The organism is Kribbella jiaozuonensis (assembly GCF_005233875.1).
Lineage (GTDB): Bacteria > Actinomycetota > Actinomycetes > Propionibacteriales > Kribbellaceae > Kribbella > Kribbella jiaozuonensis.
Map to the genome: position 1 here is coordinate 686,413 of NZ_SZPZ01000002.1, position 24,488 is coordinate 710,900.

The 24,488-nt window shown below is 68.0% G+C and carries 23 protein-coding genes; 16 read left to right on the top strand and 7 right to left on the bottom strand.

Annotation, left to right across the window (positions count from 1 at the left end; genetic code table 11):
• Position 1 precedes the first annotated feature (1 nt).
• From FDA38_RS14825 to FDA38_RS14860, 7 genes are all read left to right on the top strand, one after another.
• Positions 2-568: a hypothetical protein gene (locus tag FDA38_RS14825; RefSeq protein WP_137254613.1), complete on the top strand. Its 567-nt coding sequence runs from the start codon at positions 2-4 to the stop codon at positions 566-568.
• 109 nt (positions 569-677) lie between these two features.
• Positions 678-1,442 carry a helix-turn-helix domain-containing protein gene (locus tag FDA38_RS14830; protein ID WP_233714722.1) on the top strand — a complete coding sequence of 255 codons (765 nt, stop codon included), beginning with the start codon at positions 678-680 and terminating at the stop codon, positions 1,440-1,442.
• Between the two features lie 57 nt (positions 1,443-1,499).
• Positions 1,500-3,296, top strand: coding sequence for a MiaB/RimO family radical SAM methylthiotransferase (locus tag FDA38_RS14835; RefSeq protein WP_137254614.1), 1,797 nt, complete (start codon positions 1,500-1,502; stop codon positions 3,294-3,296).
• A complete protein-coding gene (pgsA, locus tag FDA38_RS14840; protein ID WP_137254615.1) occupies positions 3,293-3,916 on the top strand; it encodes a CDP-diacylglycerol--glycerol-3-phosphate 3-phosphatidyltransferase in 624 nt (207 codons plus the stop codon). The genes FDA38_RS14835 and pgsA overlap by 4 nt, the downstream gene beginning before the upstream one ends.
• Positions 3,917-4,200: 284 nt before the next feature.
• Positions 4,201-5,448 carry a DUF2332 domain-containing protein gene (locus tag FDA38_RS14850; protein WP_202877691.1) on the top strand — a complete coding sequence of 416 codons (1,248 nt, stop codon included), beginning with the start codon at positions 4,201-4,203 and terminating at the stop codon, positions 5,446-5,448.
• A 101-nt stretch (positions 5,449-5,549) separates the two neighbouring features.
• On the top strand, positions 5,550-6,044 hold the full coding sequence (locus FDA38_RS14855) for a CinA family protein (protein ID WP_267901749.1): 495 nt from the start codon (positions 5,550-5,552) through the stop codon (positions 6,042-6,044).
• A 163-nt stretch (positions 6,045-6,207) separates the two neighbouring features.
• A complete protein-coding gene (locus FDA38_RS14860) occupies positions 6,208-6,498 on the top strand; it encodes a helix-turn-helix domain-containing protein (protein WP_137254617.1) in 291 nt (96 codons plus the stop codon).
• Between the two features lie 8 nt (positions 6,499-6,506).
• Here FDA38_RS14860 and FDA38_RS14865 read toward each other — a convergent pair whose 3' ends face one another.
• From FDA38_RS14865 to FDA38_RS14875, 3 genes are all read right to left on the bottom strand, one after another.
• Positions 6,507-6,947: a DUF4262 domain-containing protein gene (locus FDA38_RS14865; RefSeq protein WP_170989742.1), complete on the bottom strand. Its 441-nt coding sequence runs from the start codon at positions 6,945-6,947 to the stop codon at positions 6,507-6,509.
• Positions 6,948-7,067: 120 nt separating this feature from the next.
• Complete coding sequence (locus tag FDA38_RS14870; RefSeq protein WP_137254619.1) at positions 7,068-7,853, bottom strand: Fpg/Nei family DNA glycosylase; 786 nt, start codon at positions 7,851-7,853, stop codon at positions 7,068-7,070.
• Positions 7,854-7,871: 18 nt separating this feature from the next.
• Positions 7,872-12,527 (bottom strand): ATP-dependent helicase, encoded by a 4,656-nt coding sequence (locus FDA38_RS14875; protein WP_137254620.1) that lies wholly within the window; start codon positions 12,525-12,527, stop codon positions 7,872-7,874.
• 108 nt (positions 12,528-12,635) lie between these two features.
• Between FDA38_RS14875 and FDA38_RS14880 the strand changes: the two genes are divergently transcribed.
• Positions 12,636-13,745 (top strand): LppM family (lipo)protein, encoded by a 1,110-nt coding sequence (locus FDA38_RS14880; protein ID WP_137254621.1) that lies wholly within the window; start codon positions 12,636-12,638, stop codon positions 13,743-13,745.
• Positions 13,742-13,936 (top strand): DUF3046 domain-containing protein, encoded by a 195-nt coding sequence (locus FDA38_RS14885; RefSeq protein WP_134098478.1) that lies wholly within the window; start codon positions 13,742-13,744, stop codon positions 13,934-13,936. Before FDA38_RS14880 ends, FDA38_RS14885 begins: the two co-directional genes overlap by 4 nt.
• Before the next feature lie 20 nt (positions 13,937-13,956).
• Here the strand turns inward: FDA38_RS14885 and FDA38_RS14890 are convergent, their stop codons facing one another.
• Positions 13,957-14,517, bottom strand: a complete 561-nt coding sequence (locus tag FDA38_RS14890) for a GrpB family protein (protein ID WP_137254622.1) — start codon at positions 14,515-14,517, stop codon at positions 13,957-13,959.
• Positions 14,518-14,558: 41 nt separating this feature from the next.
• A complete protein-coding gene (locus FDA38_RS14895; RefSeq protein ID WP_137254623.1) occupies positions 14,559-15,350 on the bottom strand; it encodes a hypothetical protein in 792 nt (263 codons plus the stop codon).
• Positions 15,351-15,600: 250 nt separating this feature from the next.
• Between FDA38_RS14895 and recA the strand changes: the two genes are divergently transcribed.
• The 7 genes from recA (at position 15,601) to rny (ending at position 23,855) form a co-directional block, all read left to right on the top strand.
• Positions 15,601-16,674: a recombinase RecA gene (recA, locus tag FDA38_RS14900; protein ID WP_137254624.1), complete on the top strand. Its 1,074-nt coding sequence runs from the start codon at positions 15,601-15,603 to the stop codon at positions 16,672-16,674.
• Entirely contained in the window at positions 16,661-18,634 is a 1,974-nt protein-coding gene (locus FDA38_RS43075; RefSeq protein WP_233714723.1) for a RecX family transcriptional regulator, read from the top strand. The genes recA and FDA38_RS43075 overlap by 14 nt, the downstream gene beginning before the upstream one ends.
• Positions 18,631-19,059, top strand: a complete 429-nt coding sequence (locus FDA38_RS14910) for a GNAT family N-acetyltransferase (protein ID WP_137254625.1) — start codon at positions 18,631-18,633, stop codon at positions 19,057-19,059. The genes FDA38_RS43075 and FDA38_RS14910 overlap by 4 nt, the downstream gene beginning before the upstream one ends.
• Positions 19,060-19,192: 133 nt before the next feature.
• Positions 19,193-20,620 (top strand): alkaline phosphatase family protein, encoded by a 1,428-nt coding sequence (locus tag FDA38_RS14915; protein ID WP_137254626.1) that lies wholly within the window; start codon positions 19,193-19,195, stop codon positions 20,618-20,620.
• 75 nt (positions 20,621-20,695) lie between these two features.
• Entirely contained in the window at positions 20,696-21,088 is a 393-nt protein-coding gene (locus FDA38_RS14920; protein WP_137254627.1) for an MmcQ/YjbR family DNA-binding protein, read from the top strand.
• Between the two features lie 151 nt (positions 21,089-21,239).
• Positions 21,240-21,563: an antitoxin gene (locus FDA38_RS14925; protein WP_137254628.1), complete on the top strand. Its 324-nt coding sequence runs from the start codon at positions 21,240-21,242 to the stop codon at positions 21,561-21,563.
• A 630-nt stretch (positions 21,564-22,193) separates the two neighbouring features.
• Complete coding sequence (gene rny / locus FDA38_RS14930; RefSeq protein WP_137254629.1) at positions 22,194-23,855, top strand: ribonuclease Y; 1,662 nt, start codon at positions 22,194-22,196, stop codon at positions 23,853-23,855.
• On the opposite strand, the gene FDA38_RS14935 is transcribed toward rny, so the two are convergent.
• Both FDA38_RS14935 and FDA38_RS14940 read right to left on the bottom strand, forming a co-directional pair.
• On the bottom strand, positions 23,836-24,078 hold the full coding sequence (locus FDA38_RS14935) for a hypothetical protein (protein ID WP_137254630.1): 243 nt from the start codon (positions 24,076-24,078) through the stop codon (positions 23,836-23,838). The genes rny and FDA38_RS14935 overlap by 20 nt on opposite strands.
• 38 nt (positions 24,079-24,116) lie before the next feature.
• The gene (locus FDA38_RS14940; protein WP_202877692.1) at positions 24,117-24,416 is read right to left on the bottom strand and encodes a DUF6458 family protein; all 300 of its coding nucleotides are present in this window, start codon (positions 24,414-24,416) and stop codon (positions 24,117-24,119) included.
• Positions 24,417-24,488: the final 72 nt, after the last annotated feature.

A 24,488-nucleotide genomic window follows, 5' to 3' on the forward strand; every position in this document is an offset into this window, starting at 1 on the left:
CGTGACCGCCGCGAGCGCACTGCCCAGGCAGGATCGATTCGACGTCGACCCCAAGCCCGTGCCGTTCACCGTCCGCGCCTCCCAGAAGGTGCACGGCGGACTGGCCGTCGGCGCCGCACTGGTCGCGCTCGGCTTCGCCGCGTCGGCGTCCACGAGTCCGACCGGGATCCTGCGCTGGATCGCCGCGGCGGGCTTCGCCGTACTTGCTGTGGTGTGCGCCCGCGCGCTGACGGTGGGGGAGATGCTCGTCGCCGACGACGTCGGCATCCGGCTGCGGATCGGCAACGAATGGATCGGCACCCGGTGGGAAGACATTGAAGAGGTGACGGTGCTGCAGCGCCGGCATCCGCTCGACGACGGGCGGATCGCCGTACATCTGCAGGATCCTGGGCCGATCCTCGGTGCGATGCCGAGTTCGTCCCGCAAGACAACTGATGCCAACCGTCGACTGACGGGATCCTCACTCGCGATACCGTTCGGGTTGACGGCACGGCCGTCGAACGGGGCAGTGGTGCAGGCGTTGCACATGCTCGCGGATGCCAGATGTCCGGTCAGGGAACAACTCTGACTCGTGCGTGACCCCGTCGTACCAAGGCCGTTGACTTGATGTCTGCGGTCCGGCGAGTGACGTCGGCGGTCCGCACAGATGGTCGGACGAACGAGAGGATGGTGGGGAAGTGAGCATCGGCAGCGATCTCACGGCGGCCCGCGAGCGGGCCGACATGACGATCGAGCAGCTGAGCGCTGCGACCCGGATCAGAACCGGGCTGCTGATCGCCATGGAGGCCGACGATTTCTCCCGCTGCGGCGGGAACTTCTACGCCCGTGGGCACATCCGATCCATTGCTCGCGTGGTCAAGGCCGATCCCGCTCCGCTGATCGCTGCGTTCGACGCCGAGCACGCGGTCGAGGATGAGAAGGCCCGTCGCGAGGAACGCGCCGCGGCCAAGGGCCCGACGCTCCGCCCGGCCCGCCCGCGCTGGGCGATCGTGGTCGGCGCGATCCTGGTCATCCTGATGGGCTGGGGGATGGTCCGGCTGTTCACGTTGCCCAGCGACATCGAGGCGAACGCGTCGAAGACCGCGGTCACTACGGCGACCGTCACGACGCCGACCCCCAAGGCGCCGGTGACGCCGACCGTCCGGCCCACCCAGAAGCCGACGACCGCCAAGCCGCCGGTGCTGATGACCGCGCTGACGCTGACGGCGAAGAACGACGGCACGTACCTGACGGTCCGCGACAAGAAGAACCGCCGCCTGTTCCAGGGGCGTCTCAGTCCCGGTATCGCGCAGTCGGTGACCAGTTCCGGCGACATCCGCGTGACCGTCGGCAATCCCGGCAACCTCATCGTCACGCTGAACGGCAAGCGGGTCCCGACGAAGCTCTACAAGTTCACCGCCCACCCGAACGGGACTCTCAGCAAGACCGCCGGCAGCTCCTGATCGTGCTGTGAGATGCGCTGCTGAGTTAGGCCGGGGAGTGCACGGCGAGTCATACTCATGGTGATGAATACGCAACCCACCACCGTCGCCCTGGTCACGCTGGGCTGTGCCCGCAACGATGTCGACTCCGAGGAACTGGCCGGCCGGCTCGAGGCCGGCGGCTTCCGATTGGTCGACGACGCCGCTGAGGCGGACACGGTGGTGGTCAACACCTGCGGATTCGTCGAGGCCGCGAAGAAGGACTCCGTCGACACCCTGCTGGCCGCCGCCGACTACAAGGACTCCGGCCGCACGCAGGCCGTCGTAGCAGTCGGCTGCCTCGCCGAACGGTACGGCGACCAGCTCGCCGAGGCTCTCCCGGAGACCGACGCGGTGCTGAGCTTCGACGACTACACCGACATCTCGGACCGGCTCCGCTCCATCCTCGCCGGCAACAAACACCAGCCCCACGTGCCGCGCGACCGCCGCAAACTCCTCCCACTCGCCCCCGCCGACCGCCACTCCACCCCAGGAGTAGCCGTCCCGGGCCACGGCGACCAGCCGAGCACCGCGCACGAGCCCACGACCGCCGACCAGCCGACTGCTGATGGGCGCGCGGCTGTCGTCGGTTCACACATCCCCGAGCAGCTTCGGCCCAAGGACGCCTCCGCGCTTGCGGGTTCCGGTGAGCCCGGCGACGGTCTCAAGGGACGGTTCGTCACCGGTGCGCCGGAAGAGCTGAAGATCGACGCCCCCGACCTCGCGGCCGCACCGGCCAGCGGTCCCCGCGTGATGCGTCGACGCCTCGACGGCGGCCCGATGGCGCCGTTGAAGCTCGCCTCCGGCTGCGACCGCCGTTGTGCGTTCTGCGCGATCCCGATGTTCCGCGGCGCCTTCATGTCCCGCCGCCCCGCCGAGGTACTCCGCGAGGCCGAATGGCTGGCGGAGAACGGCGTACGCGAGCTCTTCCTCGTCTCCGAGAACTCCACCTCGTACGGCAAGGACCTCGGCGACCTCCGCCTGCTCGAGACCCTCGTCGGCGAGATCGCCCAGGTCCCCGGCATCATCCGCGTCCGTGTGTCGTACCTGCAGCCCGCCGAGATGCGCCCGACGCTGATCAGCGCGATGACCTCCACCCCGGGCGTCGTCCCGTACTTCGACCTCTCCTTCCAGCACGCCTCCGGCCCGCTCCTGCGCCGGATGCGCCGCTTCGGCGACTCCGAGCGCTTCCTCGAACTGATCGCCCAGGTCCGCGCCACCGCCCCGACCGCCGGCATCCGCAGCAACGTCATCGTCGGCTTCCCGGGCGAGACCGAGCAAGACGTCGACATCCTCTGCGACTTCCTGTCCCGCGCCGGCCTCGACGCGATCGGCGTCTTCGGCTACTCCGACGAGGACGGCACCGAAGCCGAAACCTACGACGGCAAACTCGACGAAGACACCATCGCCACCCGCCTCGACCGAGTAACCCGCCTGGCCGAAGACCTAACCTCCGCCCGAGCCGAATCCCGCATCGGCGAACTCCTCGAAGTCCTCCTCGAATCCACAGACGACCTGGACGCCGATGAGCTGGACGCCGATGAGCTGGACGCCGACGTGGACGGGGTGCAAGTGGACGACGGCGTCGCGTTGGACGGGGCTGGGCTGGACGCTCCTGTACCGGCTGCCGCCGGGCGGACCGGTGAGGGGCGGGCTGCGCATCAGGGGCCTGAGGTGGATGGGTCGACGACGGTGACCGGGCTGCCGGACGGGGTGCGGGTCGGCGATCTGGTGTCTGCGAAGGTGGTGGCGAGCGACGGTGTCGACCTGATCGCCGAGTTTGCCGCGCTCGTGAGCACCCCGGACAGCCGTCCGGCAGCTAATCTGACCGCGTGACCAACCCGCCAACGAACCCGGCGCCGCGCGCCGCGGGCGGCCATCTCCACGCGCCCAGCGCCTGGAACGTGCCGAACGCGCTCACGGTCCTGCGGCTGGTCCTGGTACCGCTGTTCGTCTGGCTCCTGCTCCGCGAAGGCGGTCACACCGACAGTAACCGCCTGCTCGCGACCGCCGCGTTCGTGGTCGCGATCGTCACCGACCGCTTCGACGGCGACATCGCCCGCCGCTGGAACCTGGTCACGAACTTCGGCAAGATCGCCGACCCCATCGCCGACAAAGCCCTCACCGGAGCCGCCTTTCTCGGCCTCTCCTACCTGGGCGAACTCCCGTGGTGGGTCACGATCGTCGTGATGGTCCGCGAATGGGGCGTCACCGCCCTCCGCTTCTGGGTAATCCGCCACGGCGTCATGCCCGCCAGCCGAGGCGGCAAACTCAAAACCGTCCTCCAGGCGATCGCCCTGGGCCTCTACCTGCTCCCGTGGCAGGACCTCAAAATCCTCCACTGGACCGCCATCACCATCATGGCCGCCGCCGTAATAGTCACCATCATCACCGGCCTCGACTACGTAGGCCGAGCCCTCCGCCTCCGCGCCGCCGCCAAACGCCCCCTCCCATAACCCCCACGCACCACCCGCGCAGCCCACCCCCAACCACCAACCGGCCACCACCTCACCGATCGCTCCGTACGCCGCATCCCGCTCCCGACGGTTCCGTACGCCGCGTCACGCGCCGGATGGTTCCGTACGCCGCGTGACGTGCCGGATGGTTCCGTACGCCGCGTGACGTGCCGGATGGTTCCGTACGCCGCGTGACGTGCCGGATGGTTCCGCACGCTGCACCGCGTGCCCGACGGTTCCGTACATCGGGTCGCGTGGCCGGTCGGATGACTAGACTCCCTGAGGTGCCGAGGTCGACAGCTCGAATTGCGGGGTCCACGGGCAACCACAGCAAGCTCGCGCAGACCTACCGCCGCTTCGCGGAAGTCGACGCCCCCAAGATCTCGCCCTTCTACGAGCGCCTGGCCCGAGCCCTGAGCGAGTCCAACGCCGCCCTCCGCGCAATCGAGTCCGCCCCCACCCGCAAACGAAACCCCGCCCTAATCGTCGCCGCCCTCCACCACCTAGCCCTAACCGGCCAATCCCCAACCCTCACCACCGCCTACAACGCAGCCGTCTCGCCGGCACATGCGGCCCCCGCATCCGCCGACCCGGCATCTGTCAAGCCAGCACCCGCCGGCCTCGTACGCACGGAGGCTGGGTTGCGGTCAGCTGTAGGCCTTGAGGCGAGCGCGGCCGAGGGGATGGACGTCGAGGCTGGCTTCGACAGCGACTCTGCTGTCGAAGCTGCGGTTCGGACGTTGGTGGAGATGACCGAGGCTGTGGTGGGTGTTGTCTCGGGGCGGAAGGTGCGGGGGAATGTCGGTGGCAATCACGCCGTGTTGTATCCGGCGATTGCCGAGGTGGCGCGCAGGGTTGGCGCGGGCGCGGTTGGGCTGATCGACGTGGGTTGCTCGGCTGGCTTCAACCTGAACGTCGATCGCGTCGGCATCACCTACGGCAACGGGCAAACGCTGGGAGACCCGTCATCTCCTGTGCAGGCATCGGCGTCAATCGTGAAGGAACAGGCTGTTCCGACGCACGCGATGCCTGAGGTTGTTGCCCGAATCGGCATCGACCCCGAGCCGATTGATACGAGCGACGTGGATGAGGCTCGGTGGTTGCGCGCTTGCCTGCCACCGGACCAACCGGAGCAGACCGCCAGGCTCGAAGGAGAGCTCGAGTTGGCGGCGTCGGCGCCTCCGTTCTTGATGCAGGGCGACGCTGTCGATCTGCTGCCGGATGCAATTGCTCGCGTGCCAGCAGATGCCCTGCCCGTGGTCACCACGACATGGGCGCTCTCGGACTTGCCGCTGGAGAGCCGTCTGCGCTTCCTGCAACGTCTCGATGCAGCGGCGACCAACCGGCCAGTCGCGTGGGTTTCGGTGGAGGGAGTTGGAGTCGCGCCGGCGATCCCCACCTTCGGTGACCGTCCTGCGTCCGGGCACAGCATCATCGGTCTAGCTGTCTTCAGCCATTCGACCCTGCAGGCCGAATCGGTAGGCCGCTGCTGGTTGCGTGGTCAGATGCTGGCGTGGCTGGCAGATTCGTAGTCCTCAGCACACCCTGAGCAGTCACCCGCGTCAGATGCGGCGCCAGCTGGTTCTTGTTCAACAATGCGATGTGTACAGATCGAGTGCGCGGGAGGTTTCGGGTGGCTGAGGACGGGCTTGAGGCGGCGGTCGAGCGGTTGGTGGGGCTATTGATGGAGCGTCGCGTGACGGTTGCCACCGCTGAGTCGTTGACAGGTGGGATGGTCGGGGCGGTTCTGACGGATGTGCCGGGGGTGTCGGCTGTGTATCGGGGTGGCGTGGTCGTCTACGCGACTGATCTGAAGGCCAAGCTCGCCGGCGTGCCTGAGGACCTGCTGGCTGCTGTAGGCCCGGTCCATGCGGACACGGCTGCCGCCTTGGCCAGCGGCGTACGGGAGCGTCTGGAGGCGGACTACGGGCTCGCCACGACCGGTGTGGCCGGTCCGGACCCGCAGGCGGCCATCGAGGCCGGCACGGTGTACGTCGCGGCGGCTGGACCGGGGTCCGTGCAGGTGCGCAAACTGCAGTTGTCCGGTGACCGGTCAGCCGTACGACGGGGGAGTGTGCAGGCCGTCCTCGAACTCGGAGCCGCTGTTGTGGCGGAAGAACTCGACTGAACGAGGTGTTGGGACCAGCATGGTGACAGGTAAGGCGGAGTGGCGCGGCGCACCGAAGGTGGACGTTGCGAGGGGTAGTGACCCAGCAACAGGTACCGTTGGTTCCTACGGTCGAGCTACCGTGCGAGTAGAAGCGGCCGGACAGGCGGAAGGGAGAAACCTCATGGTGCTGGTTCGTGGCCTGCTGGGCGACGTGCTGCGGCGTAAGCGGCTGCGCCAGGGGCGCACTCTCCGCGAGGTGTCCGCTGACGCACGCGTCAGCCTCGGTTACCTGTCCGAGGTCGAGCGCGGGCAGAAGGAAGCCTCCAGTGAGCTGCTGGCAGCGATCTGTACGGCGCTCGATGTGCCGCTGTCGACGGTCTTCGCCGAGGTGAGCGAGGATCTGGCCCGCGAAGAGGCTCTGGTGCTGGCGCACCCGACCATCGAGCCGGAGGTTGTGGCCTCCGCGGCCTGAGCCCCTGGTCATCGCCCACTCCCATCAGGAGTCGGGCTGCTGTCGGACGGCCGGATCAATGCCACGCGCGACGGCCAGAGCAACTGCAGCGCGGGCAGCGGTGGATCGCCCGGCTGCCGGAACATCTGGTTCGCCGTGTACATGTGGTGGATCGAGTCCGGAAACCGGAGCAGCTGAGCTGTCTCCGGAGGCGGAAAGAAGCCGGCCAGGTCGTCACCCTCGTCGAATACGGCCCCGCCCATCACCGCCCACGCCAGCGGTTTGAGCCCGAGAAAGGCCCAGCACGGCTCCGGATCGAAGACGATGATCTCCGGATGCCGGTAGAGGCTGAGCCCCAGCGTGTACCCGAAGGCTGGATTGCGGCCGCCGTCGCCCTCGACGTACTGCATCGTCCAGCCAAAGGTCCGGATGTTGTCCTCGATCTGCCGCGAGATCTGCTCGTTGCTCACTCCGCCGCACCGGTCGCACATCGCCCTCTCCTCTCCGATCGAACATTTGTTCGATGCGTCAGAGAAGATATCCGTGTTGTTGTCTGCCGGCGGCGTTGTCCACAGGCCAGTTCTGGCCGGTCAGCTCTCGGGTTGGCAAGCAGGGCACCAGTACGTGACCCGTTCGCGGGTCGGTTCGCCAAGCGTCGCGGTCAGGATCGTCGTGCCGCAGCGGTGGCAGGGCTTGCCGGCGCGTTCGAACACCCAGGAGCGTTGTCCTGGCCGGTCGACGCCGGTGCTGACCTGGGTGCCGTTGCGGACATTCGCCTTCATGAGCTTTCGGCTGAGGTCGACCGCTGCTGGGACGTCGACGGCCGAGATCGGGCGCCACGGGTGCAGACCGAGCAGAAAGCAGACCTCGGTCCGATAGAAGTTGCCGATCCCGGCCAGGTTCCGCTGGTCGAGCAGTGCTTCACTGACCGTCTGACCGGGGTCGGACTCGAGATTCGCGATCGCGAGTGCGCGGTCGAATGACGGGGACAGCAGATCAGGTCCGAGGTGACCGACCACGCTGTCCTCATCGTCGGTCGCGACGAGGTCCAGGACCGGGAGCCGATAACCGACAGCCGTCCACGGTGCGGTTTCGAGGACTGCACGGATCTGATGATCGGGCCCGCCGTGCCATCGCTCACCCGGCCGGTACAGATGCCAACTGCCGTCCATCCGGAAATGACTGTGCAGCGTCAACCCACCGGAGAGTCGCATCAGGATGTGCTTGCCGCGAGCAACTACTTCGAGCATCGTCCGACCGCTCAGGTCGGTCGTCGCGAGCGAAGGCACACGGAAATCCGTACGCACGAGCTCTTGACCGGCGAGAGCCTGGTTGAGCCGTTTACACGCTCGCCAGACAGTGTCTCCTTCGGGCATGACCGATCGCTCCCGACGTCAAGCCCGCAGGCGCAGACCACGCGGTGTCGCATGGAAACCGGCCTTTGCCAGCGCATCGCCGAACGCCGTGTGCCGAACCTGCTCACCATCGGCCGTCTCGACGCTCAGCTTGCCGAGCTGGCCATCCCGGATCGACAACGCCAGCGCATCAACCGCCGGCTGAAGCAGGTCGGGATCCTCGGTGAAGCTCAGCACGGTCCGCCCGCCGCGTTCGACGTACACGATCAGTTGCCCGTCGACCATCACGACCAACGCACCAGCCTTCCGGCCTGGACGGTGCCCACCTGCGCTCTCTCGCTCGGGCCAAGGCAGCGCAGCTCCGTACGGATTCGCGGGATCGGAAGCCGCGAGTACGACGGCCCGCGCAGTCAGCTCCTCGTCCTTCCTGCCACGGCCACCACCGCCAGGCCGGGAGCCACCCGGCCCGAATCGTCCGGCAGGACCAAACGGACCGTCAGACCCTGGCGAGGCCGGGGTCGAAAGCTCCGCGAGCGCGCGCAACCGATCCACAGCTCCAGGCAGAGCGAACTGAGCAGCCCCGAGCCCTGCGACGAAGTACCCCCTCCGGCACCGCCCGGACTCCTCGAATGCGCTGAGCACCTTGTAAACGGCGGCGAATCCACCGGGCGTCCGCTCCGTGATGACCGACCCACGCGTGACGATCCCGTAGCGATCCAGCAGCGTCTCCGCTGCCGCATGCGCCCGTCGGGTCGCATCCGAACTGCGGGCCGGAAGCAACGACCATCGCCCACCCGCAGTCGGCGGACCACTCCGCGCGGGCATCGCAGGCCGCCCGGGACGCATCGGACGACCCGGCCGTGCGCGAGGCGTCGTACGACGGGTTCGATGACTGCCTCGCCCGCCGCCGACGAGCGATCGGACCGGGGTGAGAGTGTCATTGGTGAGGTACCCGGCCCAGACGAGATCCCAGAGGACGCCGACCAACGTCTCGTCCTCTACGACGCCGTTTGCGGATCCGACCGCATCGCTGAGTTGGCGGAAGAAGAACGCGCCACCGCCCGACAATGCATCGAGCACAGCCTGATGCGTCTCACCCAGCTCGAGATCCGGATCCGGATCGGGCAACGTCAGGTCGCAGTTGTCTGCCAGATGGAGCGACACCCACCCATCCGTGCCCGGCAGCGAACCCGATCCTGCCCACACCACTTCGCCCGTCGCCGTCAGCTCGTCCAGCATCGACGGCTGATACCCAGGCACTCGTGACGGCAGCACGATCGACTCCAGCGCCGACGCCGGCACCGCGCATCCTGCTAGCTGCTCGACGGCGCCGAGCAGTACGTCGTACCCGCGACCGCGGCTGCTCGTGATCCCTTGCCATGCAGGCAGGAACCGGGCCAGCGCGGACGGATCAACCGGCTCGACCTCCTTGCGCAAGGCAGCGAGGGATCGCCGCCGCAGCAGTCGGAGGACCTCGCTGTCACACCACTCAAGCGCGATCCCACCCGGCAGGAACTCGCCTTCCACAACTCGTCCGGCTGCACCAAGTCGCCGCAACGCTTCGCTGACAACGGCAACCCCGATCCCGAGATTGGTCGCGAGATCGATCGCCCGGAACGGCCCATGCGTTCGCGCGTACCGAGACACGAGATCGCCGAGTGGATCGGCGACCGGCTCCGCATGCGCCTCCGCGACCCCAGGCGGCAGCGGCACGCCGAGGGCGTCCCGCAGCCGGGCCACGTCCTCGACAACTGCCCAGCGATGCTCACCCGCGATCCGAACCCGCACCACTCGACGGGCGGCCGCCAACGAGGTGAGCCACGATTCAGCATCCGAACCGTCGACGCACCGTTGCGTTGCCTCCGACAACGACAGCGGACCGATCATCCGCAGTACGTCGAACAGCCCCTCGGCGTCGCGCGCTCTGCGATCCTCGGCCAAGCGCTGCAGCTCGGCCTCGGTGCGCAGCACGACCTCCGCGTCGAGCAGCTCCCGCAGCTCGGTCCGCCCGAGGAGCTCAGCCAGCAAACTCTGATCGAGCGACAGCGCGGCCGCACGCTTCTCGGCAAGCGGACTGTCGCCTTCGTACATGAAAGCGCCGACATAGCCGAAGAGCAGGGACTTCGCGAACGGCGATGCTTCCGACGTCTCGACTTCGACGACCGAGATCCGGCGCTCGCTGATCCCTGTGAGCAGATCCTTCAACGCCGGCAGATCGTAGACGTCCTGCAGCACCTCGCGGAGCGTCTCGAGCACGATCGGGAACGACCCGAACTTGCTTGCCACGCTCAACAGCTGCGACGCCCGCTGCCGCTGCTGCCACAGCGGTGATCGCCGCCCCGGATTACGCCGCGGCAGCAACAACGCCCGCGCAGCACACTCCCGGAACCGCGCCGCGAACAACGCCGACCCGCCGACCTCAGTGGTCACCAGATCCTCAATGTCAGCCGGGTCGAAGAGCACCAGATCCGCACCAGGGGGTGCTTCATCGGTCTCCGGCAGCCGCAGCACAATCCCGTCGTCACCCGAGACTGACTGCGCGTCCATCCCGTACCGATCCCGGAGCCGGGCCGCGATCGCAAGCGCCCACGGGCCGTGCACCTGACCGCCGTACGGCGAATGCACGCAAACCCGCCAGTCGCCCAGCTCGTCGCGGAATCGCTCCACCACGATCGTCACGTCATCCGGCACCCGGCTCGTCGCGTCCCGCTGCTCGGCGAGGTACGACACGAGGTTGTTGGCGGCGTACTCGTCCAGTCCCGCCGTCCGCGCACGATCGATTGCCTTGCTGGCCGGCAATGACGCCATCTTGCGGACGAATGCACCGGTCGCCGCACCAAGCTCCGCCGGCCGCCCGACCGCATCGCCCTTCCAGAACGGCAGCCTGCCGGGCTGACCTGGGGCGGGGGAGACGAGCACCCGGTCGTGGGTGATGTCTTCGATGCGCCAGCTCGATGCTCCGAGTGTGAACACGTCGCCGACGCGTGACTCGTACACCATCTCCTCGTCGAGCTCGCCGACGCGATGATTCGTCGACTCGCCGACCAGGAACACACCGAACAGCCCACGATCCGGAATCGTCCCGCCGCTCGTCACCGCGAGCCGTTGCGCGCTGGGTCGACCGGAGATCTCGCCACTCACCCGGTCGAACACGATCCGCGGCCGCAGCTCCGCGAACTCGTCCGACGGGTACCGACCGGACAGCATGTCGAGCACACCGTCGTACGCCGATCTCGGCAGTGTGGCGAACGGTGCGCAGCGCCGCACCAGAGCAAACAGTTCGTCGACGTCCACCGAGTCGAGGGCAACGATCGACACGATCTGCTGAGCCAGCACATCGAGCGGGTTCGCCGGGATGTGCAAGCTCTCGATCATGCCGTCGCGCATCCGCTGAACGACGACGGCTGTGTCGATCAGATCGCCACGGAACTTCGGAAACAGCACGCCGCGCGACACCGCGCCGACCTGGTGACCGGCACGACCCACTCGCTGCAACCCACTCGCGACGGACGGGGGCGCCTCGACCTGGATGACGAGATCGACTGCGCCCATGTCGATGCCGAGCTCGAGGCTGCTCGTCGCGACGACGCAAGGCAGCCGCCCTGACTTCAGATCCGCCTCGATCAGCGCTCGCTGCTCTTTACTGACCGAGCCGTGGTGGGCTCGCGCGATCAACGGAGGCGCGGCCAGGGATCCACCCGACTGAGCCATCACCTGTGCAGGCGAGCCCAACTCCGGCAGCTCCAGCTCGGCCCGCTCTGCAGCGATCTCGTTGAGCCGGGCGGTCAGTCGCTCGGCCAATCGTCGCGAGTTGGAGAAGACGATCGTCGACTTGTGCTGGGCGATCAGATCGAAGACGTGCTCCTCGACGTGTGGCCAGATCGAGGCGTGCTGCTGTGGACCGGCCGCGGATCCAGAGGTCTCGACCTCGGTCGCGGCCAGCTCTGCCATGTCCTCGACCGGAACGACAACGCTCAGGTCCCACTGCTTGGTGAACTTTGGCTGCACCACAGTCACCGGCCGCTCGCCACCAAGGAACCGAGCAACTTCCTCCACCGGTCGCACAGTCGCGGACAGACCGATCCGCTGCGCAGGCTTCGGCAGCAACGTGTCCAGGCGCTCGAGTGTGAGCGCCAGATGGGCGCCCCGCTTGGTCCCGGCGACCGCGTGCACCTCGTCGACGATGACGGTCTCAACCCCTCGCAGCGACTCCCGCCCCTGCGAGGTCAGCAACAGGAACAGCGACTCCGGGGTGGTGATCAGTACGTCGGAAGGCCGCGTGGCGAACCGTCGGCGTTCGCTGGCCGGAGTATCGCCCGAACGCACCGCGACCTCGACGTCGATCGGCGCCTCACCGAGTCGGCGCGCAGTCTCGCGGATGCCGATCAGCGGCGCACGAAGGTTGCGCTCGACGTCGACCGCGAGCGCCTTGAGCGGTGATACGTACAGCACCCGGCAGCGCAGCTTCGGATCGTCCGGCGGGGGCGTCGTGGCCAGCCGGTCGAGCGCCCAGAGGAAGGCTGCCAGCGTCTTGCCTGATCCCGTCGGGGCGACCACCAGCGCGTCCCGGCCCGCGGTGATGGCGTCCCACGCCTCGAGCTGGGCCGGGGTGGCCGCCTCGAAGACGTCGCCGAACCACGCCCGGGTCGCGGGCGAGAACCGGCTCAACGCGCTGGTTTTCTTCACGCTGACCATCTTGCCGGGTCCCGCCGACAGTTTTCACGAGCGGTTGGTGGCAGACGGTGAGGAGACGCTTTCCGTCCGGTGCAGAGGTTGTCCCCGTCGTCTGGAATGATCGGCGACATGATCAACCGCGTACGCGCAGCGCTCGTCGTCGTTGCCTGCCTGGTCGCTCTGACCGGGTGTGTGAAGCTCGACGCCGATCTGAAGGTCGGGTCGAACGAGACGGTCTCGGGCTCGATGAAGATCGGGGTCGACAAGCAGCTGCTGCAGTCCAGTGGCCAGTCCCTCGACAAGGTCCGCCAACAGATCGAGAGCGGCATCAAGCAGACGACCACCGAAGGGGTCAGCTGCAACTCGTTCGAGGACGACAAGTACGTCGGTTCGAACTGCACCTTCGAGAGCGTCCCGTTCGACAAGATGGGCAGCTCCAGCGGCGACGGCGTCAGCTTCCGCAAGGACGGCGACAAGGTCATGGTCACGGTGAAGGCCGGCAATCTGGGCAGCGTCCCGTCCGGCACTCAGCCCGAGGTCAACTTCAAGATCACCATGCCGGGCAAGATCCTCGAGCACGACGACGGTGCGAAGATCAGCGGCCGCACAGCGACGTACGACAGCCTCGACAAGCTCGGCAAGATCTCGCTGACGTCCGAGGCCGGCAGCGGATTCCCGACATGGGCGCTGATCGTGATCATCGTGCTGGTGCTGCTGGCGATCGCCGCGGTCGTGTTCTTCATCCTGCGCAGCCGCAGGCGCAGGGGGCAGCAGGGCTACGGACAGCCGTTCCCGGGTCAGTACCCCGGCCAGCCTGGTCAGTACGGCCCGGGGCAGTATCCGGGGCAGCCGGGGTACGGGCAGCAGCCTGGTCCTGGTCAGTACCCCGGGCAGCCTGGGCAGTACGGCGGTCCGCCGGGACAGCCTGGTCAGTACGGTCCGCCTGGGCAGTATCCGGGTCAGCCGCCGCAGGGTCAGCCGCCGTACGGCGGTCAGCCTGGTCAGCCGCAGTACCCTGGGCAGCCTCAGCCGGGGCAGTGGGGTCCGCAACCGGGGCAGCAGCCGCCTCAGCAGGGACAGCCGCAGCAGGGCCCTGGTGGCTGGGGACAGCAGCCCGGCCAGGGGCAGCCTGGTCAGTACGGTCAGCGGCCGCCGCAGCAGGGTGGTCCTTCGGGACCCCAGCCGGGGCAGCAGGGCGGTTGGGGACCGCCGCCGAGGAACGATGACGGGCAGGAATGAGACTGACGGAGTTCTGGGCTCGGATGGATCACCATCTCGGTCCGGCGTACGCGCGGACCTGGGCCGAGACCCAGGTGGTACAGGAACTCGGCGGCCGCACGGTCGTCGAGGCCCTGGCCGAAGGGGAGGCCGCGAAGGTCGTCTGGCGTGCCGTGTGGGCGCACCTGAACCTTCCGGCCAGCGAACGTTGATGCCTTAGGCAACAAATGGTCTAGGCGGTCCACCCGGTGCGGGTAGCCCATTCCTCGGCAGGCAGGTAGATGAGGTCGCAGACCGGGTCCTTGAGATCGGAGTAGTCGCCGATCTCGAGCCGGAGGGCGGCAGCGTGCTGCTTGAAGGCGGCGTACGCACGTGCTGTCTCCGGATGGCTGCGCAGATAGTCGCGGAACAGCAGCGCGTACCGCTGGTTGGCGCGTCCGGCCACGCGGATGTGCAGATTCACCCGGCGCCGGTACATCGGCTCGACCAGCATGCGTTTCACCCACTGCGTGTCATCGGTAGGCAGGCCCGGCACCGGGTGGTCACGACGCGGCGGCCGCAATTCCCAGTCCGCAGCGGCCATCCGCTCCGCCACGTCGTCCAGCTCTGGCTCCGTGCCGACCGTCACCTGGATGTCCAGGATGTCCTTGGCCGGCAGGCGGGGCACCGCGGTGGAGCCGACGTGATCGATCCGCTGAGCCAGTTCGCCGAGCAGTCCGCCGATCACATGCGCGGTCTTCTCGTACTGCGAGGGCCAGCTGTCGTCCGGTCGTACGATGACGATCCCAGTCATGCGGAGATCATCCCAGTACTCCGGCGGCCGGTCACAGTCCTTCAGACAGGTTTGACCCGGAACGCGCCGTTCGTGAGGAGGTCGGCCGCTTCGTACGCCGCCTTGCGAATGGCCCTGCGCTCGTCGAAGTACCCGCCGATCATTCCGATACCCGGCAGCTTCCCGACGAACCGGGCGCCGAGGCCGCCCCGCGGACGCTCCTCGAACACCTCACCGAGCCCGCCGAAGAGTTTGCTGATCCGCCAGAGCAGACGGATGCCCTGACGCAGTCCGGCCTCCTCGGAGTCGTCGCCGAGACCTAGCTGCTTCGCCACGTCCTGTCCGGCCGCGGTCGGGTCGTCGTACTTGAGTACTTCGTCCGGAGTGATCGGGCGGTCGGTCAGCACGCGTGCGATGACCGCAGTGCGGTCGGCGTGCGCTTCCACGCCGTACTCGCGGCAGATGGCGCCGATCACCATGGCCTGCACGGCGGCGCCGAGGGTGTCTTTGATCGGGAGCCGGTCGGCGGCCGCACCGCTGATCCGGGGGAAGGCCGCGACCACCGCCGCGAATCCGCCCAGCCGCTCCACCCACCAGTCGCAGCGCTTGGCGAGCGGCAGCTTCGGCCACTCCGAGTGCCCGGGCACCTGCATCTTCAGCAGCTGGTCGATCGCGAGGATCAGTGCTCTTTCGGCCAGGTTGGGCTTCTCCTGGGCGGAGTACTCCGTCAGGATGCTGCGGACGCCGAACGGGTCGGGGGTACGGAGCGCGTCGAGGACGGTGTCGATGCCGAACTCGACCCTGCTGAGTGCCAGGATCACGGCGGAATCGGGCACGTCGGGACGGTCGGTCACGCCCGCAAGGGTAGGGATCCGGCGGGTCAGATCGGTTGCCGTGCAAGCTTCGGCGTGTCAGTTGTGATTCGAACACGTGTTCGGGATACTTTGGTGCGCGGAAGGTGTGGCGGGCGGCCGAGTTGTCCACAGATTCGGAAGTGGCGACGAAAACTGTCCGACGTGATGGATACCTTCTCTGGCGACACGAGAAGTCCTCCGGGCGGCTGGGAAGCGGCCCCGATTATGAGATGGGTCAGGTGGCATTCAGATGGCGGGTGCAGCGAGTGCGGAGCGCGCGGTGGCCGATCGCGAGAAGGCGCTTGCGACCGCGCTGACGCAGATCGAGCGGCAGTGTGGCAAGGGTTCGGTGATGCGTTTGGGGGAGCAGAACAGGCCGCCGATCGAGGTCATCCCGACCGGGTCGATCTCGCTCGACATCGCGCTCGGGATCGGTGGTCTGCCACGCGGTCGCGTGGTGGAGATCTACGGCCCGGAATCTTCCGGTAAGACGACGGTCGCCCTGCACGCGGTCGCGAATGCGCAGCGGGCCGGCGGGATCGCGGCCTTTATCGACGCCGAGCATGCGCTCGACCCGGAGTACGCGAAGAAGCTCGGCGTCGACACCGACGCGCTGCTGGTCTCGCAGCCCGACTCCGGTGAGCAGGCGCTGGAGATCGCCGACATGCTGGTCCGCTCCGGCGCGATCGACATCGTCGTGATCGACTCGGTGGCCGCGCTGGTGCCGCGCGCCGAGATCGAGGGCGAGATGGGCGACAGCCACGTCGGTCTGCAGGCCCGGCTGATGAGCCAGGCGCTGCGGAAGATGACCGGTGCGGTCAGCGGGACGAACACGACCGCGATCTTCATCAACCAGCTGCGCGAGAAGATCGGCGTGATGTTCGGCTCTCCGGAGACGACGACCGGTGGTAAGGCGCTGAAGTTCTACGCGTCGGTGCGGCTGGACGTGCGCCGGATCGAGTCGCTGAAGGACGGTACCGACGTGGTCGGCAACCGGACCCGGGTCAAGGTCGTGAAGAACAAGGTGGCCCCGCCGTTCAAGCAGGCCGAGTTCGACATCATCTACGGCCAGGGCATCAGCCGCGAGGGCAGCCTGCTCGACCTCGGTGTGGATCAGGGCTTCGTCCGCAAGGCCGGCGCCTGGTTCACCTACGAGAGCGACCAGCTCGGCCAGGGCCGGGAGAACGCGCGGAACTTCCTGCGCGACAACCCCGATCTGGCCAACGAGCTGGAGAAGAAGATCAAGGAGAAGATGGGCATCGGCCCGACGCTTGACCAGCCGGCCGCCGAGGCCGCTGCGGCCGAGGTCGATGTCGACTTCTGATCGCCCCACCGCGGGCGGCAGCGTCCCCCGGCAGCCCACCGCTGCCGACGACGCTGCCCCCGCGGCGCTGTCTCTACCCCACGACGAACGCCTGGCGCTGGCACGCAAACTCCTAGCTGCGGGCACGGACGCTTCCACGCTGTCCAGCAGTTCGAGTCAAGAGGCTGGTTCCGGCGCCGATCGCAGTACTGATCGTGCTGGTGGTGCTGAGCGGGGTCGCGCTGATGAAGGCGGCTCCGACGCAGTTCGTGGTTCTGATGCGGGCTTGGGGCGTGGGCGTCGTGCTGGTCGTACGTCGGGTGCGCGGCGGGGTGAGCCGTTGGCCGATGCGGACGAGTTCGTGGGTGAGGACGAGTCGGGGTGGGACGGTTCTCGCCGACGTACGGGCTCCATCAGGCGAACGGTCGGCACGGTCGACCCGTGGGACGAACCGCAGGACGAGCAGAAGAAGGCTCGGCCGGCGAAGCGTCGGGGTGGTTCGGGGCCGGATTCGGGCGCAGGTTCGCTTGATCCTTGGGGTGAGCAGGAGGAGCGCTCCGGTCGTACGTTCGAGGCGCGGGCGGCGGATCGGTTGGCTGAGGCGCGTGCCTTTGCGGATGACGCGCCTGCACGGGCTGCAGATCTGGGTACGCCTTCAGGACAGTTCGATCCGTGGGCAGACGCGGATCCAGCAACCGCGGTTAGGCCCGCCGCTGGCATCTCGTCGAGTCCTCAAACGCCGGCGAGCCGTACGCCGACTGCCGAGCGCACACCCGGCGCGGACCAGCGCACGCCGGCTGACGAGTCTTCACAGTCGGAGAGCACGACCCCAGCGCAAGCGCCGCCCGAGGGTGAGAACACGTCCGCCAACGAGCACACGTCCGCGGACGAGAGCTGGCCGGCAGGCGAGAACGGGCCGGCGGGCGAGAGCGAGCTGGCGGACGAGAGCGCGCCGGCAGGCGAGAGCAGGCTGATAGCCCGGAGCGGGTCGGAGGGCGACGCTCCGTCGGTGGGGGCGGCGGGCGATGGGGCATCGGGTGGCGAGTCGGGTGCGTCGGGTCGGTCGGTAGCTGGTGGGCGGGCTGCTGCGCAGGCTGACGGGCAGGCTGCTGGGGATGGGCCCGCAGTAGGCGGGCAGGCTGCTGGACACGCTGACGGGCAGGCTGGTGGGGACGGGCCTGCAGTAGGCGGGCGGGCTGCTGGGCGGGCTGAGGGGCAGGTTGGTGGGGACGCGCAGGCTGGTGGGGACGCGCAGGCTGGTAGGGACGCGCAGGCTGGTGGGGACGGGCCTGCAGCAGGGCGGGCTGGTGGGGACGGGCCTGCGGTGGGTGGGTGGGCTGCGGAGAGTGGGCGGGCTGGTGGGCGGGGGAGTCGGGGGCGGCGGACTGTTGGTGGGGGGTTTGGGCGGGGGCGGAAGCGGCGGGGGAGTGAGGAGCCGGAAGGGGTTGGGGATGCGGCGATGGAGCAGGAGGCGGATCCGGCTTCGGTGGCTCGGACGATCTTGCTCGATAAGTTGACGGGGCAGCCGCGGACGAGGGCCGAGTTGGCTGATGTGTTGGCGGAGCGGGACATTCCGGACGAGGTGGCCGATGAGGTGCTGGATCGGTTCACGGATGTCGGGCTGATCGACGATGCCGCGTTCGCGAATGCGTGGGTCGAGTCGCGGCATCGGGGGCGTGGGTTGGGGAAGCGTGCGCTCGCGCAAGAGCTTCGGCGGCGAGGCGTCGACGAAGAGCTGGCCAGGGACGCGCTCGAGGAGTTGGAGCCGGAGCAGGAAGAAGAGACGGCGAGGCAGCTGGTACGGCGGAAGTTGCGGTCGATGCGTTCGCTGGAGCGGCAGGTGGCGATGCGCCGACTGCTCGGGATGCTTGCGCGGAAGGGGTACTCGGGCGGGATGGCGATGAGCATCGTGAAGCAGGAGCTGGACGCCTCGCACGACGAGTTTCCGCTCATTGATTCGTCCGGCCTAGGACCTGAATGACGACCGAGCCGCCGATCATCCGTGAAGCGACACCGGCGGATCGAGCAGGCATCCAGCGGCTGTTGCGCGAACTGCACGGCGACAGTGCAGACTCCACGACCCTGCCCGAGATCCACCAGCAGGCACGGACCTTCGTTGCCGGTGACGACGAGATCCGAGGGCTCCTCGTAGCGACCTTTGTCGACTACGGACACGAGCCGTACGGCGTCCTGGAAGAGCTCGTAGTAGATCCGGCAAGCCGTGACTCCGGGACAGGTAGGGCCCTGCTCGCGCAGTGCAGATCCTGGCTAGGAGGGCTGGGCGCCGAGGTGGTCTTCGTCTCGGCGATCGACGAAGAGGCAGCGGACTTCTACCTGCACGCCGGATTCACCCGATGCACCGGCCCATGGCTCTGGGCGGCGGCGAATCAACCGGGTCAGGCCTAAGGGTGTTTACCTTTGCTAAAGGTCGTGCTCGGTAACTGGTCCGGCAGTGTTGGGGAGTGAGCCGGGCGCTGGCCACTTTGTGGGCGGAAGGTTCTTGACGGAATCACCGCCTACTTTCGAGAGGTTCCGCCCAATGTCTGACTTCACCCGCCGCCGTTTTCTCGGCGGCGCTGCTGCGACCGCGAGCCTGGGTGCCGCGGCCGCGTTGATGCCCGCGAGCGTTCAGAAGGCCCTCGCGTCCCCGCCGCCGCGCCCGGCGCGGCTCGGCGACATCAAGCACGTTGTGATGCTCATGCAGGAGAACCGCAGCTTCGACCACTACTTCGGCACGCTGTCGGGAGTGGCCGGGTTCGACGACCCGCACGCGATCAAGCTGTCCACCGGGCGCAACGTCTTCTACCAGCCCGACACGGAGAACCCGGACGGCTACCTGCTGCCGTTCCACCTCGACACCCACTCCACCAACTCGCAGGCGATCCCGTCGACGAGCCACGCGTACTCGGTCCAGCACCAGGCCTGGAACGGCGGCAAGATGGACGCCTGGCTGCCCGCGCACCGCGCCGCGGACAAGGCCAACGGGCCGTACGTGATGGGGTACTACACCCGCGACGACATCCCGTTCCAGTACGCGCTCGCCGACGCGTTCACGATCTGCGACCAGTACCACTGCTCGGTCCAGGGCCCGACCTGGCCGAACCGTCTGTACTGGCAGACCGGCACGATCGACCCGGGCGGCACGCTCGGCGGCCCGATCACGTCGAACTCGCTGCCCAACGGTGCGTACCGGTGGACGACGTACGCCGAACGCCTCGAGGCCGCCGGGGTCAGCTGGAACGTGTACCAGGACCAGGTCGGTCTGAGCAGCTACAACATGCTCCCGCACTTCAAGCAGTTCCAGGACGCCACGCCCGGTACGCCGCTGTACGACAAGGGCATGAAGGTGTCGTCGCTCGGCCAGTTCGAGTACGACGCTCTGCACGACAAGCTCCCGACCGTTTCCTGGCTGATGACCGCCGGCGGCGTCTCGGAGCACCCCAAGGAGATGCCGGCCGCCGGGGCCGACTTCGTCGCGTCGAAGATCGCCGCGATCGCCGCCAACCCGGACGTCTGGAAGAAGACCGTCTTCATCCTCAACTACGACGAGAACGACGGCTTGTTCGACCACGTCGTACCGCCGACCGCTCCCGTCGGGACGCCGGACGAGTACGCGCTCAACCTGCCGATCGGTGGTGGATTCCGGGTGCCGTGCATCGTGGTCTCGCCGTGGACGGCCGGAGGCTGGGTCAGCAGCCAGAAGTTCGACCACACGTCGGTCGTGCAGTTCCTCGAGAAGCTCACGGGCGTACAGGAGCCGAACATCAGCCCGTGGCGTCGCAAGACGTTCGGTGACCTGACCTCGGTGTTCCGCCACGACCACGTCAGCAAGCCGCCGGCGCTTCCCGAGACGGGCGCGCGGCTGAACCTGGCCACGTACGAGGCCGCGCAGTTGCCGGCTCCGACGTTCCCGACTTCGTCGCAGGTCGTGCCGCACCAGGAACGTGGCAGCCGCCACCGCCTCTGACGTAGGACGACGGCCGGGCAATCGCATCTGATTGCCCGGCCGCGTCACGCCCCGACAAGCGGTAGCGTCAGCGCCATGGCGACCTTCGAAGACGTGGAGCGGTTGGTTGGCCAACTGCCCGAAACCGAGGAGACGACTCGGCACGGCCGGCGGACCTGGGCGGTCGGCGGCAAGGGGTACGCGTGGGAGCGGCCGTTCAGCAAGGCAGACCTCAAGCGGTACGGCGACGAGACGCCGCCCGACGGGCCGATCCTGGCGATCACGGTCGAGGACCTGGCCGAGAAGGAAGCCGTGTTGGCCGCGCGCGCAGACGACGGGTTCTTCACGATTCCGCACTTCAACGGGTACGCCGCCGTGCTCGTGGAGCTCGACAAGGTGCCGGAAGAGGCGCTGCGAGAGGCCTTGCTCGACGGGTGGCTGGTGCACGCTCCGGCCGAGGTGGCGAAGGCGCACCTGGACGGCCGGTAACGGAGAGTGAAGTGGTTTCAGGTCCGGTGAGCGGCGAGGGGCGTTGACGGGTGCGGTGCGACGGTGTGTTATCCGAGGTAGGACTGGTATTTGGATCGGTCCGTAGGCTGGGATTTTCCGTCGATCCGCCCCAGACACCGCGGAGGGTGCAATGAACGATTTCCAGGAACAGGCGAAGAACTGGCTCCGGAATGTCGTCAAGCAGAACCCGGACAAGATCAAAGCCGGCGTCGAGAAGGCCGGCGACCTGATCGACAAGCAGACCGGCGGGAAGTACGCGGAGAAGGTCGACTCGGTCCAGCAGAAGGTCGGCACGTTCGTCGACAAGCAGACCACCGAAGAGCCGGGCCAGGCAGCCCAGGCAGATCAGACACCCGCGGACACGACCTCGGAGTCCACCACCGCGGGTACGGCGGAGCCGGACCGGCCCGCCGACCGTTCGACCAGCTCGCCCGTGGACGGCCCCGCGAACTGATCAGCTCCGCATCTGCAGCCCCGCGGCCGGTTCGGCGCCGCGGGTGCTGGAGGTCCGGCCGGCTCGGGGTGTAGACCTCTGCCCGTTGTGGAGTAGTCCAGTGCCCGAAGTGGTCTCATCCCGCGGGTGACGGGGGAGTGTCCGTCTTGACCGCGTGATGGGCCGCGCTTAGCCTCGGGATCAAGAAGGGATGAATCCACCGCAACGGTGGCGGATATAACGATCGGCGAGTCGGGTGAAACAGCCGACTGACCGGCAAAAAGACGCAACCACGCTCGACTGAGCTGAAGGAAGGACGACGGCGCCATGCGCCGTCGATAGACGGCACCGCACGCAAAACCCGGACGGTAACCATCCGGTCAGGGCGCGAGCGGCGTCACCGCGATCTCCGCGTTGTCGGCGGCGACTCACGGTGAGCAAGAGGCAAGCAACGCTGGAAAGCCGCACCGCGCGGCATCCACGGAGTCGTCGCAACGGCAGACACCGGTACCGCCATACCCAGGTGGCACCGGCACTGCCGTACCCCGATAGCCGCCGGAACCCCGGTGGCGCCTTCAGTCGTACCAGTGGCGAGTCCCTTCGACAGACGGCCACAGTCCCGCGTGGACTCGAAGGAGAGGGGAGAAGCCGATGACCGCTACGTCCATTGGCCTGACCCTGATCGGTTTGCTGATCGCCGGATTGCTGGCCTGGATCGGCCTGACCCTCTCCCGCCGGAAAGCCGCCGACAACTCGACCGCCCAACTCGAGGCCGCGCAGCTGGCCGCCGGCGCGAAGTCCGCCGCCGAGCTGGTACGCCGGCAGGCCGAGGAAGAGGCCGCCGTCCTGCGGACGCGGGCCGAGGCGGCCGAGCAGCGCAGCGAGGAGATCCGCCGCAGCGCCGAGGACCGTGCCTCCGAAGTACGGCGGGATGCCGAGCAGCGGGCGTCCGACGTACGGCGGGAAGCCGAGGCGGAGGCGCAGTCGATCCGGGACGACCTGCGCGAGCAGCGACTCGAGATGGAGCGCCGCGACCACCGGCTGACCGAACGCGAGGAGCGGGCCGACGAGCAGCACCGCGCGATGGAGCAACGCCAACTCGAGCTGACCGCGCAGCTGGCCGAGCTCGATCAGCGCAAGCAAGAGATCAAGGACCTCGAGGACGAGCGCCGCCGGATCCTCGAAGGCGTCGCGAACCTGACCACCGAGCAGGCCAAGGCCGAGCTGGTCGCGTCGATCGAGGAAGAGGCCAAGCGGCACGCGCACACGATCGTCCGCGACATCGAGCGGCAGGCCCAGGACGAGGGCGAGATCAAGGCCCGCAAGATCATCACCGGCGCGGTGCAGCGGTTGGCGTCCGAGCAGACCAGCGAGTCGGTCGTGTCCGTCGTACACCTGCCGAGTGACGACATGAAGGGCCGGATCATCGGGCGCGAGGGCCGCAACATCCGGTCGTTCGAGCAGACCACCGGCGTGAACCTGATCATCGACGACACCCCTGAAGCGGTGCTGTTGTCCTGCTTCGATCCGGTACGGAGGGAGACCGCGCGGCTGACCCTGGACTCGCTCGTGCTCGACGGCCGGATCCACCCCAGCCGGATCGAGGAGATCTACGAGCGCAGCAAGGGCGAGGTTGCCGAGCTGTGCGAGCGGGCGGCCGAGGACGCGATGGCCGATGTCGGGATCACGGACCTCCACCCGGAGCTCGTTCGCACGATGGGGCTGCTCCGCTACCGGACGTCGTACGGGCAGAACGTGCTCAAGCACCTGATCGAGTCGGCGCATATCGCGGGGATGATGGCGGCCGAGCTCGGGCTGGATCCCAAGCTGTGCAAGCGCGGCGCGTTCCTGCACGACATCGGCAAGGCGCTCACGCACGAGTCCGAGGGCAGTCACGCAATCGTCGGGGCCGAGCTGGCCCGCAAGTACGGCGAGAACGACGACGTCGTGCACTGCATCGAGGCGCACCACAACGAGGTCGAGGTACGGACCGTCGAGGCTGTGCTGACGCAGGCCGCGGATGCGGTGAGTGGCGGGCGGCCCGGTGCGCGGCGCGAATCGTTGGAGGCGTACGTCCAGCGGCTCGAACGCCTCGAAGAGATCGCGATGCACCACGAGGGCGTCGAGAAGGTGTTCGCGATGCAGGCCGGCCGGGAGATCCGGGTGATGGTGCTACCGGACGCGGTCGACGACATCGCGGCGCAGGTGATGGCGCGCGATATCGCGAAGCAGGTCGAGGAGGAGCTGACGTACCCGGGCCAGATCCGCGTGACCGTCGTACGCGAGTCCAGGGCTACTGAGGTGGCGAAGTAACGTACTTCGCCCGCCACTCGGGCGGGTCGAACGGAGCCCCATAGATCCGGGTCTCGTGCGCGATCCGGCCGTCGCGGAACTCGACGACGTTCGCCACGTAGTACACGTCGCCGCCGTAGTCCGACCGGTCCTCGGTGCGCAACTCGTGCTCGGCCTCCGCCGAGAGCGCGAGCTCGCCGTCGGACGTCCACAGGCGTTCGAGCAGTTCACGGTTGCGGTCCATGAACTCATGGTGTACCCGGCTCGCGCCGACGATCGTGGCTACATCTGCGAGCGGTTCTGCTTCCCGCGGAGATGTGTCGGGGTCACGTCGATCGGCTCGTCGGCGACGCGCTCCGGCGGGGCCGTGCGGTACTGAGCCTCGACCTCCGGGTCGATGACCGGACGGTCGGTGCTCCGCCGCTGGTTCGCGAGGCGGTACGACAGCCAGATGCCCGCGGCTCCGCCGAGCATGATGATGATCCCGAGAGCGGTCAGGTTGAACGTGTCGGACGTGTCCCGTACGGCGAACGCGATGACAGCGCCGATCACGACGAGTGCGATCCCGGCCCCGATCCGCATACCTGCTCCTTCCATCAACAGGGAGTAACTGCTCTCACTCCCTGTGCCCAGAAGAGGCCGGGTGTATGCGGT

Excerpts from the sequence above, each read along its gene's own strand:
- FDA38_RS14835 (WP_137254614.1), top strand. The coding sequence starts at position 1,500 with ATGGTGATGAATACGCAACCCACCACCGTCGCCCTGGTCACGCTGGGC.
- FDA38_RS14860 (WP_137254617.1), top strand. The coding sequence starts at position 6,208 with ATGGTGCTGGTTCGTGGCCTGCTGGGCGACGTGCTGCGGCGTAAGCGG.
- FDA38_RS14870 (WP_137254619.1), bottom strand. The coding sequence starts at position 7,853 with ATGCCCGAAGGAGACACTGTCTGGCGAGCGTGTAAACGGCTCAACCAG.
- FDA38_RS14875 (WP_137254620.1), bottom strand. The coding sequence starts at position 12,527 with ATGGTCAGCGTGAAGAAAACCAGCGCGTTGAGCCGGTTCTCGCCCGCG.
- FDA38_RS14880 (WP_137254621.1), top strand. The coding sequence starts at position 12,636 with ATGATCAACCGCGTACGCGCAGCGCTCGTCGTCGTTGCCTGCCTGGTC.
- FDA38_RS14885 (WP_134098478.1), top strand. The coding sequence starts at position 13,742 with ATGAGACTGACGGAGTTCTGGGCTCGGATGGATCACCATCTCGGTCCG.
- FDA38_RS14890 (WP_137254622.1), bottom strand. The coding sequence starts at position 14,517 with ATGACTGGGATCGTCATCGTACGACCGGACGACAGCTGGCCCTCGCAG.
- recA (WP_137254624.1), top strand. The coding sequence starts at position 15,601 with ATGGCGGGTGCAGCGAGTGCGGAGCGCGCGGTGGCCGATCGCGAGAAG.
- FDA38_RS43075 (WP_233714723.1), top strand. The coding sequence starts at position 16,661 with ATGTCGACTTCTGATCGCCCCACCGCGGGCGGCAGCGTCCCCCGGCAG.
- FDA38_RS14910 (WP_137254625.1), top strand. The coding sequence starts at position 18,631 with ATGACGACCGAGCCGCCGATCATCCGTGAAGCGACACCGGCGGATCGA.
- FDA38_RS14915 (WP_137254626.1), top strand. The coding sequence starts at position 19,193 with ATGTCTGACTTCACCCGCCGCCGTTTTCTCGGCGGCGCTGCTGCGACC.
- FDA38_RS14920 (WP_137254627.1), top strand. The coding sequence starts at position 20,696 with ATGGCGACCTTCGAAGACGTGGAGCGGTTGGTTGGCCAACTGCCCGAA.
- FDA38_RS14925 (WP_137254628.1), top strand. The coding sequence starts at position 21,240 with ATGAACGATTTCCAGGAACAGGCGAAGAACTGGCTCCGGAATGTCGTC.
- rny (WP_137254629.1), top strand. The coding sequence starts at position 22,194 with ATGACCGCTACGTCCATTGGCCTGACCCTGATCGGTTTGCTGATCGCC.
- FDA38_RS14935 (WP_137254630.1), bottom strand. The coding sequence starts at position 24,078 with ATGGACCGCAACCGTGAACTGCTCGAACGCCTGTGGACGTCCGACGGC.
- FDA38_RS14940 (WP_202877692.1), bottom strand. The coding sequence starts at position 24,416 with ATGCGGATCGGGGCCGGGATCGCACTCGTCGTGATCGGCGCTGTCATC.